The organism is Bacillus paralicheniformis (genome assembly GCF_001042485.2).
GTDB classification, from domain to species: domain Bacteria; phylum Bacillota; class Bacilli; order Bacillales; family Bacillaceae; genus Bacillus; species Bacillus paralicheniformis.
In genome coordinates, this window is the sequence record NZ_LBMN02000035.1 from 1 (window position 1) to 19,725 (window position 19,725).

Sequence of the window (19,725 nt, forward strand, 5' to 3'; positions counted from 1 at the left end):
GGTTTTGTCCTTTTTTATCTAATTTTAAACATGATCTTGACAAATACCGACAAAAAAATTAACCAGTTTTTACTATATTTAAGTTACATCAAGGTCAGACAAGGCATCCACAAGGAGAGGAGGACGGACAAGTCCAGCCAATTTCATCAAAAAGGGGGATGTTCATTTGAAAAGAAAGCTGAGAAAAAAGGCGTTTTCCACCATTTTAAGCGGTTTGTTAATCGGCTCGCTGTTCATGCCCGCCGTTTCAGATGCCGCGGCAAAGCCTGCGCTCACTTCGATGAAAGAACAAGCAGTTGCAGGGAAGGGAAAAATTTCGAAATCTCTTGTCAAACAGTTCAAAAAAGAAGATCAAGTCACATTCTTGATCAAACTGAAAGATCAAGTCGATACTCCAAAGGTGGCCAAGCAGGCGGAAAAGAATGCGAAGAAAAAGTCGCTGAGCGCGGCTAAAACAGAATATCAAAAGCGCTCGGCTGTCGTCTCCGCTTTAAGAGTCAAAGCGGATGAGACGCAAAGCGATTTGAAACGTTATTTGAAAAAGCAGGAAAAACAAGGGAAAGTAAAAAAAATCCGCTCCTATTATATTGTCAACGGGATGGCCGTCCATGCGACGAAAGAGGTCATGGAACAAGTAGCGGCTTTTCCGGAAGTAGAGAAAGTGCTCCCGAACGAAAAAAGGCAGCTGATCAAACCGGCTAAACAGTCTGTGAAAAAATCGGCAGCTAAGGATGAAAAAGAAATCGAATGGAATATCAATCGAGTCGACGCGCCAAAAGCCTGGAAATTGGGATATGACGGAACGGGCACGGTTGTCGCGTCAATTGATACGGGCGTGCAATGGGATCATCCGGCATTGAAAGAAAAATACCGCGGATATGACCCGCAGCATCCCGATCAGCCTGATCACGAATTCAGCTGGTATGATGCGGTTTCTGGCGCTTCTGAACCTTTTGACGACCTGGAGCACGGCACGCATGTAACCGGGACGATGGTCGGATCAGAGCCTGACGGCCAAAACCAAATCGGTGTGGCGCCGGGTGCAAAGTGGATTGCCGTGAAAGCTTTTTCGGATGACGGCGGAACGGACGAAGACCTCCTTGCAGCGGGTGAATGGATTTTGGCGCCGAAAGATAAAGATGGCAACCCGCACCCTGAAATGGCTCCGGATGTTGTCAATAACTCGTGGTCAGGGGGAGCCGGGATTGATGAGTTTTACAGGGATATCGTAAAAGCGTGGCGAGCTGCCGGCATCTTCCCTGAGTTCTCTGCGGGGAACGCTGATTTCACCAATCCGGGAGGACCTGCTTCGATTGCCAATCCGGCAAACTACCCCGAAGCGTTCGCGACCGGTGCGACAGACATCGATAATCGCTTAGCCGATTTTTCACTTCAAGGTCCTTCCCCGTATGATGAGACCAAGCCTGAAGTAACAGCACCTGGGGTCAACATTCGCTCTTCTGTCCCTGGAAGCGGCTATCAAGACGGCTGGGACGGCACTTCAATGGCAGGACCGCATGTCGCAGCCGCGGCCGCACTTATCAAGCAGGCCGATTCGTCGATCACCGTTGATGGGATCGAAAAGATTTTGATGGAAACCGCAACACCGCTCACAGACAGCAAATTTACCGAATCGCCGAACAACGGATACGGCCACGGGCTCGTGAACGTGTTTGACGCGGTGTCCGCCGTCACAGAAGGGTTGGGCAAAGCGGAAGGGCAAGTCGGAAAAGAAGGCGAAGACAAAAATCCGCCGGTCTTAAACCATCAAGAGATCAAGGAAATTTACTCAGGCTCAGAAACGCCTCTTTCAGTTGATGTGGAAGACGATGTCAGCATCATATCGGTCAAATTAAGCTATAAAACCGATGATTCCGATTGGGTGACGATCGCTGCCAAACAAACTTCCGGCGACTATAAAAAAGGAACGTACGAGGCGGCCGTATCCGTTTCTGAAGGGAAAACGCTTTCCTACAAATGGATTGTCACCGATTTCGGAGGAAACAAAACGGAATCCAAAGTGTACGAAATCCCGATTTCTCCGGCTGTGACCACAGGGTATAAACAAGATTTCGAGAATGCTGCCAACGGCTGGATCACATCAGGTGTGAAGAATTCATGGGAGCGCGGTATTCCTCAGTCAGGCCCGAATGCCGCAGCATCGGGAAAAAACGTATTCGCAACAAATCTGACAGGGCCGTATCAAAGTTCGGCCAATATGAATCTTCTTATGCCTCCTGTCAGCGTTCCAAAAAATCAAAAACTTTATCTCACATACAAATATTGGCACGATATTGAAGAGGACTTCGATTACGGTTTCGTTTACGTACAGCCTGAAGGGAAAGATGAATGGATCCCGGCTGCTGAGTACAGCGGCAGGACGTCAGAATGGAAAGACGGACAGATTGATTTGTCGGAGTACGGGGGACAGACGATTAAGATCATGTTCAACCTACAATCTGACGACAGCATTGAAGGTGACGGGCTTTATATCGATGATGTAGCGCTTGTGAAGGAAGTGAAGAGCGCAGGCACGAAAAAACGACTGGGCGTTGAAAAACAGCCGGCTAAAATGAAGGATAAGAAAACGAAGAAACAAACGATTGATCCGAAAAAAGCAAAACCGGCAGAAACCGTTCAAGAACATTCTGAGACGAAAAAAGCAGCTCCTGCAGTTCTTCCGGTGCGGGCTCAGGTCAGCGTGCTGGAGACGGGCAAATCGACATATTCCAACCAAGCAACAGGCGCATACAGTTTGGCTCATGCACCTGGAACGTATACGCTGAAAGCGGAAGCGTACGGATATGAATCAAATGCGCAAACCGTAAAAATCGAGGCCGACAAGACGACGACGGCAGACTTTGTCTTAAAGGAACTGAAGAAAGGGACGCTCACCGGAACGATAAAAAACAAAAAAACGGGCGAACCCGTCCGACATGCAAAGCTGTATATCGTTGAAGATGCATCCGTAAAACCGGTTCAGACGGACGGCGACGGAAGTTATTCATTAACGGCCTATGAAGGCTCGTATATGGTAAAGGTCTCTGCAAACGGATATTACAGCAGCGAGTTTTCCGTTGATTTAAAAGGAGATGTCTCGAAAGATATCGAGCTCGATCCTTTCATCGGCTATCCTGGGGAAATCGGCTATGATGACGGAACCGGGGAAAACGCCTGGGCTTTCTATGAATCCGGCAACGGGCTGGCCGTCAAAATGACGCTCGAAAACGGGCAGGAAAAAGCTATGCTGAAAGGCGGCTTGTTCAAATTCTGGGATACAGAATTCCCGGATCCGGGCGGCACTGATTTTGCAGTCGAGGTCTACGATGCGTCGGGTGAAAAAGGCTCTCCGGGCAAAAAACTCGCCGGCCCGTTCAAAGCTGAAGCGCTCCGCACAGGTGAATGGACGACCGTTGATTTGGGCGATGAAGGCATCCTCGTCGGAAAAGACTTTTACCTCGTGTACGTCCAGACAGAGGACCTGGCCAACTCACCTGGACTTGCTACAGATGAAGACGGGGAATATTCAGGCCGCAACTGGCAGTATACGGACGGCTCATGGTCGAAAGCGCCATCAGACCAAGGCAACTTCATGATCCGCGCTTTGGTCGACTATGAATTGGCGATGCCTGTGATTACGTCGCCTAAAGACGGATTCATTACCAACAAAAAGAATGCTGTCATCGAAGGGACATCGTCTCCGAACACGACCGTTCAGCTCTTTAACGGAGATGAAGAAGCCGGAACGGCGAAAACGGCGGGAGACGGCACTTTCTCAAAAGAGATTCCGCTGAATAAAGGTGAAAATGTGATCACCGCCAAATCGTCATCGGCTTCCGGAACGACGGATGCTTCAGACCCGGTCCGGATCGTCCTTGACCAGAAAAAGCCGAAGCTTACGATTGACACGCCGAAAAGCGGATCAAAACTCAATAAAGAGACTGTCACTGTGAAAGGAACAGTATCAGACGACCACTTAGAATCTGTTCATGTAAACGGCAAAAAAGCGGCTGTTGACAATGGCGAGTATTCTGCAAGGATTATGCTTGACAACGGCCAAAATGAAATCAAAGTAACGGCAGCGGATGCGGCAGGCAACAAAACGACCAAAAAAGTCACGGTGGATGTCAACTTTGAAGCGCCGCAAATCACCGGCTTGAAACCGGCTGAAGACCTCGAGCTCAAAACGGGAGAAACCGTGAAAATCGAGTTTGAAAGCGCCGCTGATTTGGATGCTGTCTTTGTGATCAGAATGCCACTTACCAATTTCAAAACGGCTGCCCAAAACGTAACAGAGCTGCCGATCAGAGAAGTCTCAAAAGGCAAGTATGAAGGATATTGGACCGCGACTTCAACCGCAAAAGCAAAAGGAGCGGAAATCGAGGTCATCGTCCGGGATGATTACGGCAATGAAACGAGACAAACGGCAAAAGGCAAACTGTACATCAATGAAAAGCTGAAATAAAGGTGAAAAGACGCTGTCTTTAATGGCAGCGTTTTTTTTCGTTTTATGATCGACAAATTCAGTACGAAAACTTCAAAAAATGTACGATTTGCGCAACATTAATTGACAGACTTTACCTTTGGGCTTGATTTATACTTAGGAAAACAAACAATATGGTCACCGAGTCCAAAGAAAGGGGAAGGATGTGGAAATCTATTTAGATGCGATATGGCTGTTAAACTTTTGTTTTGACTTGCTGCTTTTAATGATGACCGCATTTATTTTAAAGCGAAGGGTTAAAAAGCGGAGGCTGATCTTAGGGGCGTTTGTCGCGTCAAGCATCGTTCTGTTTATGTTTACACCTTTTTCGCCGTACGTCCTTCATCCTGCAGGCAAACTGTCGTTTTCGGTTGTGATCGTTCTTTTGACATTTGGTTTTAAGCGGTTCCGGTTTTTTTTGCAAAATTTGTTTTCTTTTTATTTTGCTACTTTTTTAATGGGAGGAGGGATTATTGGAGCGCATTCTTTACTTGAAACGGATTCGATCATGGAAAACGGCGTCTTTATGACGAATTGGTCCGGTTTTGGAGACCCGGTCAGCTGGCTGTTTGTCGGTGCAGGTTTTCCGGCTGTATGGCTGTTTTCAAAAAAGCGTTTTGAAGATGCTGAAGCGAAGAAAATTCAATATGAAGAACGCGTCCGCCTAGAGACCGGCATTGATGAACATACGCTTCATTTCACCGGATTGATTGACTCCGGAAACCAACTCTACGACCCGATCACAAAAACGCCCGTCATGATCGTCAATATTGAAAAATTGAAAAGTGTATTGGGAGAAGAAGCGAGTGTGATCATCAAGGAAATGAGCCCGCTTGATGCCGTCGGCAAACTTGATGAAACACTCCCGTATATCGGGCGGATCCGCCTGATTCCCTACCGCGGGGTCGGCCATCAGCATCAGTTTCTGCTCTGCCTAAAGCCGGATCATGTGCTCATTTTTTCGGAAAGGGAGGTGATTGAAGCGCCGAAATGCCTGATTGGAATAAGCACCTCACCGCTTTCCGCGGACGGCGAATTTGACGCCATCGTCCATCCGAAAATGCTCGCCGGAAACCCGGTCAAACACGTTTCTTAAACTCGAAGTCTGTTACATTATCATACTCCTGAAGACGTTTATTTAGAAGGGGGAGGAAGATGAAAAAACTAAAATTAAGGTTAACCTATCTGTGGTACAAACTTTTAATGAAACTGGGGCTGAAAAGCGACGAAATTTATTATATCGGCGGAAGCGAAGCGCTGCCCCCGCCATTGTCAAAAGATGAAGAGCAGGTGCTTCTCCATAAGCTGCCTGACGGTGATCAGGCGGCACGGGCGATTTTGATTGAACGAAATCTCAGGCTGGTCGTCTACATCGCGAGAAAATTTGAAAATACCGGCATCAATATCGAGGATTTAATCTCCATCGGCACGATCGGCCTTATCAAAGCGGTGAATACCTTTAATCCCGAGAAAAAAATCAAACTGGCTACATATGCTTCCAGATGTATTGAAAATGAAATTTTGATGTATTTAAGAAGAAACAATAAAATTCGCTCAGAGGTATCATTCGATGAACCGTTGAACATCGATTGGGACGGAAATGAACTTCTTCTCTCAGATGTGCTCGGAACAGAAAACGATATTATTACAAAAGATATCGAAGCAAACGTTGATAAGAAGCTGCTGAAAAAAGCGCTTGAACAGCTCAATGACAGAGAAAAACAGATCATGGAGCTCCGCTTCGGGCTTGTCGGAGGAGAAGAAAAAACGCAAAAAGACGTTGCCGATATGCTCGGCATCTCCCAGTCATATATTTCCCGGCTTGAAAAAAGAATTATTAAAAGGCTGCGAAAAGAATTCAACAAAATGGTTTAATTTTTTTATGAAATTTGAAGTGTTGACAGCCAAGGGTTTTCGACTTGATCTTCTTATTTTTGGAAATTAACGATGCATATTTTTCCCACCCGAGGAGATACTGAACTTTGTACAGCAGCTCCTGTAGGGAGGGAAAAAAGTGTCGAGAAATAAAGTTGAAATCTGCGGGGTTGATACATCAAAACTGCCCGTACTGAAGAACGAAGAGATGAGAAAGTTGTTCAAGCAAATGCAGGATGAAGGAGACACGACAGCAAGAGAAAAGCTTGTTAACGGTAATTTGCGCCTTGTCTTAAGCGTCATTCAAAGGTTTAACAACAGAGGAGAGTATGTTGATGACTTATTCCAAGTCGGCTGCATCGGACTAATGAAATCAATTGATAATTTTGATCTGAGCCACAATGTTAAGTTTTCAACATATGCTGTACCAATGATCATCGGAGAAATCCGCAGATATTTGCGCGATAACAACCCGATCCGCGTCTCACGGTCACTCAGGGATATCGCGTACAAGGCGCTGCAAGTGAGAGAACGGCTGATCAGTGAGACAAGCAGGGAGCCGACGGCTCAGGAGATCGCGAAAGAGCTTGAAGTGTCCCATGAAGAAATCGTTTTTGCGCTTGACGCTATTCAAGATCCCGTATCTTTGTTTGAGCCGATTTACAATGACGGAGGAGATCCGATTTATGTCATGGATCAAATCAGCGATGAGCGCAACAAGGATTCGCAATGGATCGAAGAGCTCGCCTTAAAAGAAGGTATGAGACGGCTGAATGAACGGGAAAAAATGATCCTCAGAAAACGCTTCTTCCAAGGCAAGACGCAAATGGAAGTCGCTGATGAGATCGGAATCTCCCAAGCCCAGGTGTCAAGGCTGGAAAAAGCCGCCATTAAACAAATGAATAAGAACATTCACTAAAGCCGCAGTCAATCTGCGGCTTTTCACATGCTAAAAATGGAAAATCTCTCATTCACTTTGTTATATAAATAAGCTATAATAAAAGAATTATATTTTAATTTATCAGAATATTTACATAAAAGGAGGACTTCAAATGGTTTTGCAGCTTGAGAATGCTTCACTAAAACGAAACGGAGAGTGGATATTAAAGGATATTGATTGGACGGTGGAAAAGGGGGAGCACTGGGCGTTATACGGATTGAACGGGGCCGGCAAAACCGCTCTGTTGAACATGCTGTGCGCTTATTATTTTCCGACAACAGGAAAAGTCACCGTGTTAGGGCGCGAATTTGGAAAAACGGAGCTGAACGAAAAGCTTCGCCAAAAAATCGGCCTTGTGTCAGCGGCCCTGCAGCAGAAGCTGTATCCTGAAGACAGTGCATTTGAAATTGTCTTAAGCGGCGCTTTCGCTTCGATCGGCCTTTATGAATCGCCTTCACAGTCTGTCAGGGAGAAAGCGATCGCCCTCCTGGAGGAATTCGGCTCCATCCGTTATGCGGACAGGAGATATGAAACGCTCTCTCAGGGAGAAAAACAAAAGGTGCTGATCTCAAGGGCCTTGATGGCCGATCCAGAGCTGCTCATTCTCGACGAGCCTGTAACCGGTCTTGATTTCATCGCGAGGGAGCAGGTGCTGGAGACGGTTGAACAAATTGCCAAAAAAGACAGTGCACCGTCCATGCTTTATGTTACTCACCATGCGGAAGAAATTCTCCCCGCTTTCAGCCAAACGCTGCTGCTGAAAAAAGGTGAAGTGTTTGCCTTGGGGAAGACAAGAGAGATGATGTCCGGCGAGGTTTTGTCCGAATTTTTCGATATGCCCGTCCAGGCGGTATGGACGGACGGCAGACCGTATTTGTCCAAGAAAAAGCCTCTAAACCTCAGCATTTAAAACGGCTGGTTCTTTGGCAGCCTCCTTGTTTGGAGGCTCTTTTTCAGCTTTCATCCTCTTAAAAAAGCTGGTAAGATAATAGAGAACGTCATGTTAAAGAGGGGTTCATCATTATGATCATTCAATTCATTCGCTACAGATAATGAAAGGTATAGACAAACGCTTAAACCATCCACACCTTCGTCTTTAAAAAATGCCGAAGGTGCGGGTTTATTTGTCTATGCCTTTTTCATTGATCTAAATGTGAATGAATGAGGTGTAACAATGATGAATAAAAAATTAAAAAGAGCATCGCTCATGAAAAGGCATGAAACGATGTTTCAGTGCCCGATATGCGCAACGAATATGGCGGTCACCGATTTAAAAAGCCTGATCTGTAAAAACGGACATACGTTTGATATCGCAAGAGGGGGATATGTCAATGTCACAACGCATGCTCCTTCTGTTAAATATGATAAAGAATTATTTGAAGCGAGAAGAATGTTAGCCGCCCGCGGCTTTTTTGAACCGCTTAGCGGCGCTTTGACAGATCGTCTCGAACAAGCAGGCCTCCCGTTTTGCAACTTTGTCAGCATCCTCGATGCCGGCTGCGGGGAAGGTTCGCATTTGGCGCGGATCGTTGAAAAGCTTCAAATGCGTTCCGGATCGCCTGTCCTTGGCGTCGGGCTTGATTTGGCGAAAGCCGGGATTGTGTCTGCGACTAAGCAAGAAAGAGAGGCGATCTGGTGTGTCGCCGATCTGGCTGCCGCGCCGTTTCGGAATCGTTCATTCGACGCGATCCTCAATATATTGTCGCCTTCTAATTACGCGGAATTCGAGCGGCTGTTATCGGATGACGGCATCGTTTTGAAAGTGATTCCGAAAAGCGGCTATCTGAAAGAACTGCGGGGATTTTTGTATGACGGCTTGGACAAACAAGCCTATACGAGCGAGGATGCGGCTGAGCGGTTCTCGTCTCATTTCGATCTGATCGACAGAACGGAGATCGCCTACAGCAAACGTTTAGACCAAAGCCTTCTCGCGCCGCTCATCAAGATGACGCCATTATCATGGCGCGCAGAAAAGGAGCGGATCAATGCCTTTTTAAAGAAAGAATCCGCTGTTACGACCGTCCATCTCGACATTTTAGCCGGCAGGAAAAAAACGAAATAAACCACTGAAAAGGCAGTCTAAATAAAGGACTGCCTTTCATATAATCTAAAAGGACATTTGATCAGAGGAGGCGTGCGGTGGACATGATGAACATTTCTGATTTCCAGATAAAAGATGTCGTTAACGTATCAAACGGGAAAAAGCTCGGCAGCATCGGCGATATCGATATTAATGTAACGACAGGCAAAATACAGGCGATTGTCATCGGAGGAACGGGGAAAGTTTTCGGATTTTTCGGAAAAGAAGAGGAAATCGTCATTCCGTGGCGAAATATTGTTAAAATTGGAGAAGATGTGATTCTTGTGCGTTTAAGCTGATCAAGCATATGAGATGATGCCTGATCAATCGGCGGGCCCTTATCCGCCTGCTTTTTCAACATTATTGTATACGGTGAGACCGTCTGCAAAAACGGCGATAAATGTTGCAAACAATACATTTCGTTTAGTTTTTTGAAACGAAACTAAACGAATGCATCAAGATGTGTTAAAATAGGAGCGATATGATGAAAGACTACGATGTTTGTCGAAAGGCTGATCACCATGAATACATATAACCCCTTTCGTCTTGATGCTCCGTCAATGCTTTTGATTGAGGAATGGAATCAGACGGCGGAAACCGGCGGAGCCGTCACAGCCGGATTTACGACAAAAAACGGCGGAGAAAGCGAACCGCCTTTTCACTCACTGAATACAGGGCTGCACGTTCAGGATCATGAACAGCATGTCATCAATAACAGAAAACAGATTGCCGACAACTTAAAAACCGATCTGCACGACTGGGTATTTGCCGATCAGACGCATGAAGACCGGATTCAAAAAGTGACGGATAGCGATCGCGCCAGCGGCGCTTTCCGATACGATACGGCGCTGAAGGCTACGGACGGACTTTATACAGACAGGCCAAACCTGTTTTTGGCGCTTTGCTTTGCCGACTGCGTTCCTGTTTATTTTTACGATCCGGTCCGCTCGCTGGCCGGAATCGCTCACGCGGGCTGGAAAGGCACCGCGCTCGGGATCGCAGCCAGCATGGTTGACACGTGGGTCAGCCGGGAAGGATCAAATCCCGCAGACATCCACGCCGTGATCGGGCCTGCGATCGGCTCGTGCTGCTACACTGTCGACGATCATGTAATAGACAAAATCAGGAATCTTCCTCTTCAGCAAGAAGACAAAGCCTTTTTGACGATAAAAGAAGGGGAGTACCGTCTCGAATTAAAAGAAGTGAACAGGCAGCTGCTTGTACACGCCGGAATTCCAAACGGCCAGATCAAGGTGAGTTCCCTTTGTACGAGCTGCGAGCATTCACTGTTTTTCTCCCATCGGAGAGACCGGGGAAAAACCGGACGGATGATGTCCTTCATCGGATTAAAGGAGGTATAGCTTACAGGTGGATGTGAAAAGCAATTTACGACATATAAATGACAGGATCAACGAAGCGTGTATCAAAGCGGGAAGAACGCCCGACGAAATATCCGTCATCGCTGTCACGAAATATGTTTCCCCGGAACGGGCGCAGGCAGCGCTTGATGCAGGAATCAGACATTTGGGAGAAAACCGCGATACCGGACTGCTTCACAAGCTCGACGCTCTGAAAGACAGCGAACCGGTATGGCATTTTATCGGAACCCTGCAGACGAGAAAGGTAAAAGCAATCATCGATCATGTCTCATATATCCATTCTTTAGACAGGCTTTCATTGGCCGACGAGATTCAGAAGAGGGCAAAAAAACCGATTGACTGTTTTGTTCAGGTCAACACATCTCTTGAATCTTCAAAACACGGTATGGCAAAAGAAGAGGTTCTTTCTTTTGTAAAAAAACTGTCTGCATATGAAAACATCCGGATTGCGGGATTAATGACGATGGCTCCTTTTACGGATGACGAGACGGCAATCAGAAGCTGTTTTCGCTTGCTGAGAGAGCTGCGCGACGAGGTTCGCGGGCTCGGTCAATGGAACGCCCCGTGCAGCGAGCTTTCGATGGGGATGTCTAACGACTATACGATCGCAGTCGAGGAAGGCGCGACATTCGTCAGAATCGGATCTTCCTTAGTCGGAAATGAAACTGGAGGTGGACAATCATGAGTTTGAAAAACAAATTTAAAAACTTTTTTTCCTTGGATGATGAGGAATACGAATACGAGTACATTGAAACAGACAGGGAGGAAATCCCTGAAGAGCATGAATCGAAAGACAGAACCGCCTACCAGTCTAAAGCGGCTGGGAAGCAGAATGTCGTAAGTTTGCAAAGCGTTCAGAAATCTTCTAAAGTAGTGTTAAGTGAGCCTCGGGTGTACGCGGAAGCCCAGGAAATCGCAGACCATATCAAAAACCGGCGCGCCGTCGTCGTGAACCTGCAGCGCATTCAGCACGATCAGGCGAAAAGAATCGTTGATTTCTTGAGCGGAACTGTATATGCTCTCGGCGGCGATATTCAGCGGATCGGAGCGGACATCTTTTTATGCACGCCTGAAAACGTCGATGTCTCCGGCACGATTTCCGAGCTCATAGAAGAAGAACATCAGAGGTGGTAAATCGCAGATGATCCTACTTTATCAAATTTTAAGCACGCTTATAACCGTCTATTCGTTTGCGCTCATTATTTACATTTTTATGTCTTGGGTGCCTAATGCAAGGGAGTCTTCATTCGGCCGGGTGCTTGCTTCACTTTGCGAGCCTTATCTCGAACCGTTCAGAAGGATTATTCCTCCGCTCGGGATGATTGATATTTCTCCGCTCGTGGCGATTTTCATCCTGCGGTTCGCAGATGCAGGGCTTCTTGCGGTTTTCAGAATGCTCGGCGCTTTTTAAAGACATTATGCCGATCTCCCGTAAGACTTACCGCAGGCAGCGGCGCCGTGGTTCAGGAGCGTGCCTTCAATCTTTGCGGGCCGAGTATCGGGCTTGGCTGTAGGCCAGGCCTCTTTACATAGAAAGGAAAGACAATGAGCGATATTTACCAGCATTTCAGAAAAGACGAAGAGCCGTTTATCGACCAGGCTCTTGAGTGGAAAAGAATCGTGGCGGAACAGTACCGGATGAAGCTGACCGATTTTTTGGACCCGCGGGAACAGGTGATCCTGCAATCTGTCATCGGTCAGTCGGACGAAGTGAGGCTTGAATTTTTCGGGGGCTTCCCTGAGGCCGAACGAAAGAGGGCTTTACTATTCCCTGAATATGCCGAGCCGTCTGCCGAAGATTTTCAGCTTCAGGGCTGGGAAGTCATCTATCCGCAAAAATTCGCCTCCATCGAGCATCGCGAGCTTCTCGGCTCATTGATGGGCATCGGATTGAGGCGCCAAAAGTTCGGCGACCTGATCTTTTCGGACGGGACATGGCAGTTTATCTGTTCGGAAGAAGTCGCTGATTTTGTTTTCACCCAGCTGACACAAATCGGCAAGGTGAAAGTTTCCCTTGAAAAAATTCCGCTTTCTAAGCTTAAAGTACCGGAGCAGGATGTCGAAATAAGGGATGATACGGTTTCATCTTTGAGGCTTGATGCGATTTGCTCGGCAATGAGCAGGCAATCCCGGCAAAAAGCACAGGTTCTCGTGAAAAATGGCCTCGTGAAAGTGAACTGGAAAGTCATTGAAGACCCTTCATATGAACTGGCGGAAGGGGATATGATTTCGATCCGGGGGTTTGGCCGGTTCAGGATGAAAAACATTGACGGCAAAACGAAGAAGGGCAAATGGAGATTGACGTTTGAAAAACAAAAATGACGCGTTTTAACAGTTTTTTCTCCGCCCGGTCGAATTTTGCTTTATAATGTTGACTAGGACAAGTGTACATAAAGAAAAATAATGGAGGTGGGCAGCATGCCTTTGACGCCAAATGACATTCATAATAAAACATTTACAAAAGCGTTCCGCGGCTATGACGAAGATGAAGTGAACGAGTTCCTGGCCCAGGTGAGAAAGGATTATGAGATCATTCTGCGCAAAAAAAATGAGCTTGAATCAAAGGTGAACGAGCTTGACGAGCGTCTCGGCCATTTTTCGACGATCGAAGAGACGTTGAATAAATCGATCCTTGTCGCACAGGAAGCAGCAGAAGACGTAAAGCGCAATTCCGAGAAAGAAGCGAAGCTCATCATTCGTGAAGCTGAGAAAAACGCTGACCGGATCATTAATGAATCTCTTTCAAAATCGAGAAAGATCGCGATGGAAATCGAAGAGCTGAAAAAGCAGTCAAAAGTGTTCAGAACCCGTTTCCAAATGCTGATCGAAGCGCAGCTTGACCTGTTGAAAAACGACGACTGGGATCATTTGCTTGAATACGAAGTAGACGCCGTCATGGATGAAAAAGAATAGAATTTCATTTGCGTTCTTGACATATCGTCATCCGTTCGCATATAATACGTTCATAAATTGAGTGAAAAACGTTTGAGAGGGACAGACATTGATTTCTGAAAACAATGAAAGCGACCCGGGGGCGGTGTAAGCCCGGGATTGTTGGAATCGTTGTGAATCAGCCCTCAAGTTTCCTTTCTGAACCGTCCAGTAGGAAAGGACGTCCCATCACGTTACGATGTTTGAGCGGATAAGCCGAATCGGCTTGTCTAAAAGGGTGGTACCGCGAGATCAAAGCCTTCTCGTCCCTTATGGGATGAAAAGGCTTTTTTTGTTTTAGAAAAGATGTTTTGGAGGAATGGTAATGGATTATAAAGATACGCTCTTAATGCCGAAAACAGATTTTCCGATGAGAGGAAACCTGCCGAACCGTGAACCTGAAATCCAGGGGAAATGGGAAGATATGGACATTTACAGCCTCGTTCAGAAACGAACCGAAGGCCGGCCGATGTTCGTGCTTCATGACGGACCTCCGTATGCGAACGGCGATATTCATATGGGCCATGCGCTCAACAAAGTACTGAAGGACTTCATCGTCCGTTCGAGATCGATGAGCGGCTATCATGCACCGTATGTTCCGGGCTGGGATACACACGGCCTGCCGATTGAAACAGCGCTCACGAAAAACAAAAAAGTGAAGCGCAAAGAAATGACGGTAGCCGAATTCCGCAAGCTTTGCGAAGAATACGCATGGCAGCAAATCGAAGGACAAAAAACGCAATTTAAGCGCCTCGGTGTCAGAGGAGATTGGGAAAACCCATACGTGACCCTTAAGCCGGAGTTTGAAGCGCAGCAAATTAAAGTATTCGGCGAAATGGCGAAAAAAGGCTATATTTACAAAGGGAAGAAGCCGGTTTACTGGTCCCCTTCAAGCGAATCCGCTCTGGCTGAAGCTGAAATCGAATACCATGATAAACGCTCGCCGTCTATCTATGTTGCATTCGATGTGAAAGATGGAAAAGGTGTATTAACAAACGGCGAAAAAATCGTCATTTGGACGACAACGCCGTGGACGATCCCGGCCAATCTCGGCATCGCCGTACACCCTGAATTGGAGTACAGCGTCGTTGCTGCCGGAGGCGCGCGCTATGTGATGGCAAGCGCATTGATTGAAAGCGTGGCAAAAGCGATCGGCTTTGAAGATCATGAAGTCGTTCAAACTGTTAAAGGAAAAGACCTGGAACATATCGTCGCGGTTCATCCTTTATACAGCAGAGATTCTCTTGTTATGCTCGGTGAACACGTAACTACAGATGCCGGTACAGGCTGTGTTCATACTGCTCCGGGACACGGTGAAGACGACTTTATCATCGGTCAGAAATACGGACTTGACGTGCTTTGCCCGGTTGATGAAAAAGGACATATGACGAGCGAAGCCCCTGGTTTTGAAGGACTGTTTTACGATCAGGCCAACAAACCGATTACAGAACAGCTCGAAGAAAAAGGCGCTTTGCTGAAGCTCGATTTCATCACCCACTCCTATCCGCACGACTGGAGAACGAAAAAACCGACCATTTTCCGCGCGACCTCCCAATGGTTCGCTTCTATCAAAGACTTTAGAGACGAGCTTCTTGACGCGGTGAAAGAAACAAAATGGGTGCCTGAATGGGGCGAAACGCGCCTCTACAATATGATCCGCGACCGCGGTGACTGGTGTATCTCAAGACAGCGCGCATGGGGCGTGCCGATTCCGGTATTTTATGCCGAAAATGGGGAGCCGATCATCACGGATGAAACGATCGACCACGTTTCTGAACTATTCAGGGAGCACGGTTCGAACATTTGGTTTGAAAAAGAAGCGAATGAACTGCTTCCGGAAGGCTTTACGCATCCGGGAAGTCCGAACGGCAAGTTCACAAAGGAACAGGACATCATGGATGTCTGGTTTGATTCAGGTTCGTCACATCAGGCCGTACTGGAAGAGCGCGATGATCTTGTAAGACCTGCGGACTTGTATCTGGAAGGATCTGACCAATACCGCGGCTGGTTTAACTCATCGATTTCGACAGCCGTTGCCGTAACGGGTAAAGCACCATATAAAGGCGTGCTGTCACACGGTTTTGCCCTTGACGGAGAAGGCCGCAAGATGAGCAAATCACTCGGCAATGTCGTTGTTCCGGCAAAAATCATGAATCAGTTCGGGGCCGATATTTTAAGACTGTGGGTCGCATCTGTCGACTATCAAGCAGATGTCCGCGTATCTGACGCGATCTTAAAGCAAGTCGCAGAAGTGTACCGGAAGATCCGCAACACGTTCCGTTTTCTTCACGGCAACATTGCTGATTTTGACCCGGCGAAAGATGCAATCGCTGTGGAAGAACTTCGCGAAGTCGATCAGTACATTTTGATCAAGCTGAACAGCCTTATTGAAAAAGTCAAAAAAGCATATGAAGAATATGATTTTGCGGTCATTTACCATGCTGTCCACAACTTCTGCGCGATCGAGCTCAGCTCATTCTATATGGATTTTGCCAAAGACGTCGTTTATATTGAACACGCCGATCATAAAGACCGCCGCAGCATGCAGACCGTTTTTTACGAAACGTTGCTCGGGCTTGTCAAGCTGATCGCGCCGATCCTGCCGCATACTGCTGACGAAATGTGGAGCCACTTCACATTCGTATCGGAAAAAAGCGTGCAGCTTACCGATATGCCGGAAACAAGAGACATTCCAAATGCAAAAGAGACGGAAGAGAAGTTCGACAGCTTCATGAAGCTTCGCGGCGATGTTCTTAAAGCGCTTGAAACAGCGCGTAATGAAAAGATCATCGGAAAATCTTCGGTTGCGAGCTTGACGCTGTATCCAAATGAAGAAGCAAAAGCGCTGCTTTCTTCGATCAAGGAAGACGTCAAACAGCTGTTCATCGTGTCAGAGCTTCTCATCGGCGGAACGGAAGCCGAAGCGCCTGAAGGTGCGCAGACGTTTGACACAGGAAAAATCGTCGTTGCTCAGGCAGAAGGCGAAACTTGTGAGCGGTGTCGCATGGTTTCCAAAGAAATCGGCCAGGATGCCGATCATCCGGAGCTTTGCCCTCGCTGTGCCGGAATTGTGAAGACGTATTATCAAAATTAACCACGAAGCGGTTCGGAGTTTTTCCGAACCGCTTTTAATATGCCGCCAAACCTTATCAGGCCTGCCCAGGCGTCCTGTCTGAACGCACATCCTGGGAAAGTCCGGAGAAAGGATGCCATTGCTGACATCGTTTTGTACGTCAGGAAAAATCTTTTGGGCTTGGATACCGGCTTTGTCGGTAACACTAAGGTCACAAACGATAAGAGCAGGAGTTGATGTAGGCGTGAACGATCAGCTGGCGGCAATTCATACCGAACTTCTTCAAATGAAGGAAGAACTGGAAGCAAGGCTTTTTGAATACTCCTTTTTTCAGCAGGATTCTCAAGGCATCAATTCGTATCAGCAGGTTACACTTATGTATCATGTCAAAGAAGAGCTTCAGGACGTGCTTTTGGCCCTTTCAAAAATCGAAAACGGAACATACGGCATTTGCGAAGAAACGAATCAGGCAATTCCGCTGGAAAAAATGGCTATTCTGCCGACGGCGCGCACCGCGAACGATTTTTTATATCATGCCCAGTTTGAAAAAAAGACGCTTCCTATTTGGGCTGAGACGGATGAGACGTTCAACCGGGCGCTCTACTCATAACATTCTGCAAGAGGGGAGGGCTTTTGCCCTCTTGCAGGATGTCAATGAATATTCCTTTACTCCTTTTCTTTTTCTTGTTAAAATGCTTAAATGAAGAGAAACAGAAACTGGAGGAACGGTTTGTGCCTTATTACATAATTGCAGTGCTCATTATCGGTATCGATCAATTTACAAAATGGCTGGTCGTCAGCAAAATGGAGTACGGTGAAAGCATTCTCGTCATCGACGGTTTCTTTCAAATTACGTCGCACAGAAATACAGGCGCAGCATGGGGCATTTTGGCCGGACAGATGTGGTTTTTTTACATCATTACCACGGCGGTTATCATCGGCATTGTTTACTACATTCAAAAACATGCCAAAGGACAAATCCTGCTCGGAACCGCTCTCGGATTGATGCTTGGCGGTGCTGTCGGCAATTTTATCGACCGCGTGTTCAGGCAAGAAGTTGTCGATTTTATACACGTGACGATCGTCAATTATCATTATCCGATTTTCAACATTGCCGATTCATCTTTATGCGTCGGTGTCCTGCTCTTATTTATACAAATGCTGTTAGACGGAAAGAAGAAGAAGGAGCTGTAACATGGAGCATTATGATATGACCGTTCATGAAGAACATAAAGGTGAACGGATTGACAAGTACTTGACCGCAGTTGAAGCGGATTGGTCGCGGACTCAGGTGCAGCAGTGGATTAAAGAAGACCGCGTGCTGGTTAACGGAAATGCGGTCAAAGCCAATTATAAAGTTCAGGATGGGGATGCGGTGTCAGTCCATGTTCCAGAACCGGAACCGCTTGATGTCATGGCTGAACCGATGGATCTTGATATTTATTATGAGGATCAGGACGTTCTTGTCGTCAACAAGCCGCGCGGAATGGTGGTTCATCCGGCTCCCGGCCATCTGACGGGGACGCTTGTCAACGGTTTGATGGCGCATTGTGACGATCTGTCAGGCATCAACGGCGTGATGAGGCCGGGCATCGTCCACCGGATTGATAAGGACACTTCAGGTCTGTTGATGGTTGCCAAAAACGACATGGCGCATGAATCGCTCGTGAATCAGCTTGTCAACAAAACGGTGACGAGAAAATACACCGCGCTTGTCCACGGCGTCATCCCGCATGACCACGGGACGATCGACGCGCCGATCGGCAGGGATAAAAAAGACAGGCAGAGTATGACGGTCACAAGGGAAAATGGAAAGCATGCCGTCACTCATTTTGAAGTGATCGAACGGTTCGACGATTTCACTGTTGTTGAATGCCAGCTTGAAACGGGGCGAACCCATCAAATTCGCGTGCATATGAAATATATCGGTTTTCCTCTGGCGGGAGATCCGAAATACGGCCCGAAAAAGACGGTCGATTTCAACGGCCAGGTGCTGCATGCGGGCGTATTGGGATTTGACCATCCGCGTACCGGAGAATATGTTGAATTTGAGGCGCCTCTGCCTGATGACATGAAAAATCTCCTCGACAAAATTCGAAATAAACGTTGACAGACGTTTTCTTTTTTGAAATAATAAATGCAGTTAAATCAGATTCTTTAACACAGTCCAGAGAGGCTGAGAAGGATACCGGACAAGCGAATCAATGAATTCGTTTCAAGACCCCTCTCTGCCTTTATGCAGAAGGGGTTTTTGTTTTATCCTTTAAAAGATGCGGGGTGCTGGCCATGCAGGAACAAGAAAAGGCTGTTGTGCTTGACGAACAGGCGATCAGAAGGGCGCTGACAAGAATCGCCCACGAAATGATTGAACGAAACAAAGGAATGAACAACTGTATCCTTGTCGGAATCAAAACGAGAGGCATCTATCTGGCCAAACGGCTTGCCGAACGGATTGAGCAAATCGAAGGAAACAAAGTCACCGTAGGAGAGCTCGACATTACCCTTTACAGGGATGATCTCTCCAAAAAAACGTCTAATGAAGAGCCGCTTGTCAAAGGAGCGGACATTCCGGCGGACATCACCGATCAAAAGGTGATCGTCGTCGATGATGTGCTTTACACGGGACGGACAGTCAGAGCGGCCATGGATGCGCTCGTCGATGTCGGGCGGCCTTCATCCATCCAGCTCGCGGTGCTTGTCGACCGCGGCCACAGAGAGCTGCCGATCAGAGCCGACTATATCGGGAAAAACATCCCGACATCGAAAACCGAAAAGGTCATGGTTCAATTGGAAGAAGTTGACGGACGCGACCTTGCGGCGATTTATAAAAAGTGAATGACAATCCTTTTTTAAATGCATTCCAGTGAGTTTGCAAAGAGGGATAGAACGAAAGATGCCGCCTCACCATGCGGCGGATCTTTGTCTGCCTCTTTGCGCAATTTAAGCAAAGAGGCTTTTTTAATG

The 19,725-nt window shown here is 47.1% G+C and carries 18 protein-coding genes and 1 other annotated feature; all 18 genes read left to right on the forward strand.

Annotation, left to right across the window (positions count from 1 at the left end):
- The first annotated feature begins 166 nt into the window (after positions 1-166).
- The 18 genes from ACH97_RS16850 to pyrR all read left to right on the forward strand — a co-directional run bounded on the left by ACH97_RS16850 (position 167) and on the right by pyrR (position 19,596).
- The gene (locus tag ACH97_RS16850) at positions 167-4,465 is read left to right on the forward strand and encodes a S8 family peptidase (protein ID WP_048350610.1); all 4,299 of its coding nucleotides are present in this window, start codon (positions 167-169) and stop codon (positions 4,463-4,465) included.
- A 184-nt stretch (positions 4,466-4,649) separates the two neighbouring features.
- A complete protein-coding gene (gene spoIIGA / locus ACH97_RS16855) occupies positions 4,650-5,579 on the forward strand; it encodes a sigma-E processing peptidase SpoIIGA (RefSeq protein ID WP_020451312.1) in 930 nt (309 codons plus the stop codon).
- Positions 5,580-5,638: 59 nt separating this feature from the next.
- Positions 5,639-6,358: an RNA polymerase sporulation sigma factor SigE gene (gene sigE, locus ACH97_RS16860; protein WP_003181573.1), complete on the forward strand. Its 720-nt coding sequence runs from the start codon at positions 5,639-5,641 to the stop codon at positions 6,356-6,358.
- A 139-nt stretch (positions 6,359-6,497) separates the two neighbouring features.
- Entirely contained in the window at positions 6,498-7,277 is a 780-nt protein-coding gene (gene sigG / locus ACH97_RS16865; RefSeq protein ID WP_003181576.1) for an RNA polymerase sporulation sigma factor SigG, read from the forward strand.
- A gap of 133 nt (positions 7,278-7,410) precedes the next feature.
- Complete coding sequence (locus tag ACH97_RS16870; protein ID WP_020451313.1) at positions 7,411-8,208, forward strand: ABC transporter ATP-binding protein; 798 nt, start codon at positions 7,411-7,413, stop codon at positions 8,206-8,208.
- Between the two features lie 264 nt (positions 8,209-8,472).
- Positions 8,473-9,360, forward strand: a complete 888-nt coding sequence (locus ACH97_RS16875) for a putative RNA methyltransferase (RefSeq protein WP_020451314.1) — start codon at positions 8,473-8,475, stop codon at positions 9,358-9,360.
- 83 nt (positions 9,361-9,443) lie between these two features.
- Complete coding sequence (locus ACH97_RS16880) at positions 9,444-9,677, forward strand: YlmC/YmxH family sporulation protein (protein ID WP_011197962.1); 234 nt, start codon at positions 9,444-9,446, stop codon at positions 9,675-9,677.
- A gap of 222 nt (positions 9,678-9,899) precedes the next feature.
- On the forward strand, positions 9,900-10,739 hold the full coding sequence (pgeF, locus tag ACH97_RS16885; protein WP_020451315.1) for a peptidoglycan editing factor PgeF: 840 nt from the start codon (positions 9,900-9,902) through the stop codon (positions 10,737-10,739).
- 7 nt (positions 10,740-10,746) lie between these two features.
- Complete coding sequence (locus ACH97_RS16890) at positions 10,747-11,442, forward strand: YggS family pyridoxal phosphate-dependent enzyme (RefSeq protein ID WP_020451316.1); 696 nt, start codon at positions 10,747-10,749, stop codon at positions 11,440-11,442.
- Positions 11,439-11,891 carry a cell division protein SepF gene (gene sepF, locus ACH97_RS16895; RefSeq protein ID WP_003181594.1) on the forward strand — a complete coding sequence of 151 codons (453 nt, stop codon included), beginning with the start codon at positions 11,439-11,441 and terminating at the stop codon, positions 11,889-11,891. The genes ACH97_RS16890 and sepF overlap by 4 nt, the downstream gene beginning before the upstream one ends.
- Before the next feature lie 10 nt (positions 11,892-11,901).
- Positions 11,902-12,168 (forward strand): YggT family protein, encoded by a 267-nt coding sequence (locus ACH97_RS16900; RefSeq protein WP_025811370.1) that lies wholly within the window; start codon positions 11,902-11,904, stop codon positions 12,166-12,168.
- A gap of 134 nt (positions 12,169-12,302) precedes the next feature.
- Positions 12,303-13,079, forward strand: coding sequence for a YlmH family RNA-binding protein (locus tag ACH97_RS16905; protein ID WP_020451318.1), 777 nt, complete (start codon positions 12,303-12,305; stop codon positions 13,077-13,079).
- A 96-nt stretch (positions 13,080-13,175) separates the two neighbouring features.
- Positions 13,176-13,670: a DivIVA domain-containing protein gene (locus ACH97_RS16910; protein ID WP_020451319.1), complete on the forward strand. Its 495-nt coding sequence runs from the start codon at positions 13,176-13,178 to the stop codon at positions 13,668-13,670.
- Between the two features lie 62 nt (positions 13,671-13,732).
- Positions 13,733-13,962: a binding site (T-box leader), on the forward strand.
- Positions 13,963-14,013: 51 nt separating this feature from the next.
- Complete coding sequence (ileS, locus tag ACH97_RS16915; RefSeq protein ID WP_048350284.1) at positions 14,014-16,782, forward strand: isoleucine--tRNA ligase; 2,769 nt, start codon at positions 14,014-14,016, stop codon at positions 16,780-16,782.
- A 223-nt stretch (positions 16,783-17,005) separates the two neighbouring features.
- A complete protein-coding gene (locus ACH97_RS16920; protein ID WP_023857244.1) occupies positions 17,006-17,371 on the forward strand; it encodes a TraR/DksA family transcriptional regulator in 366 nt (121 codons plus the stop codon).
- 44 nt (positions 17,372-17,415) lie between these two features.
- The gene (gene lspA / locus ACH97_RS16925) at positions 17,416-17,955 is read left to right on the forward strand and encodes a signal peptidase II (protein WP_020451322.1); all 540 of its coding nucleotides are present in this window, start codon (positions 17,416-17,418) and stop codon (positions 17,953-17,955) included.
- A 1-nt stretch (position 17,956) separates the two neighbouring features.
- On the forward strand, positions 17,957-18,871 hold the full coding sequence (locus ACH97_RS16930) for an RluA family pseudouridine synthase (protein ID WP_020451323.1): 915 nt from the start codon (positions 17,957-17,959) through the stop codon (positions 18,869-18,871).
- Between the two features lie 176 nt (positions 18,872-19,047).
- On the forward strand, positions 19,048-19,596 hold the full coding sequence (pyrR, locus tag ACH97_RS16935) for a bifunctional pyr operon transcriptional regulator/uracil phosphoribosyltransferase PyrR (protein ID WP_020451324.1): 549 nt from the start codon (positions 19,048-19,050) through the stop codon (positions 19,594-19,596).
- The last annotated feature ends 129 nt before the right edge of the window (positions 19,597-19,725 follow it).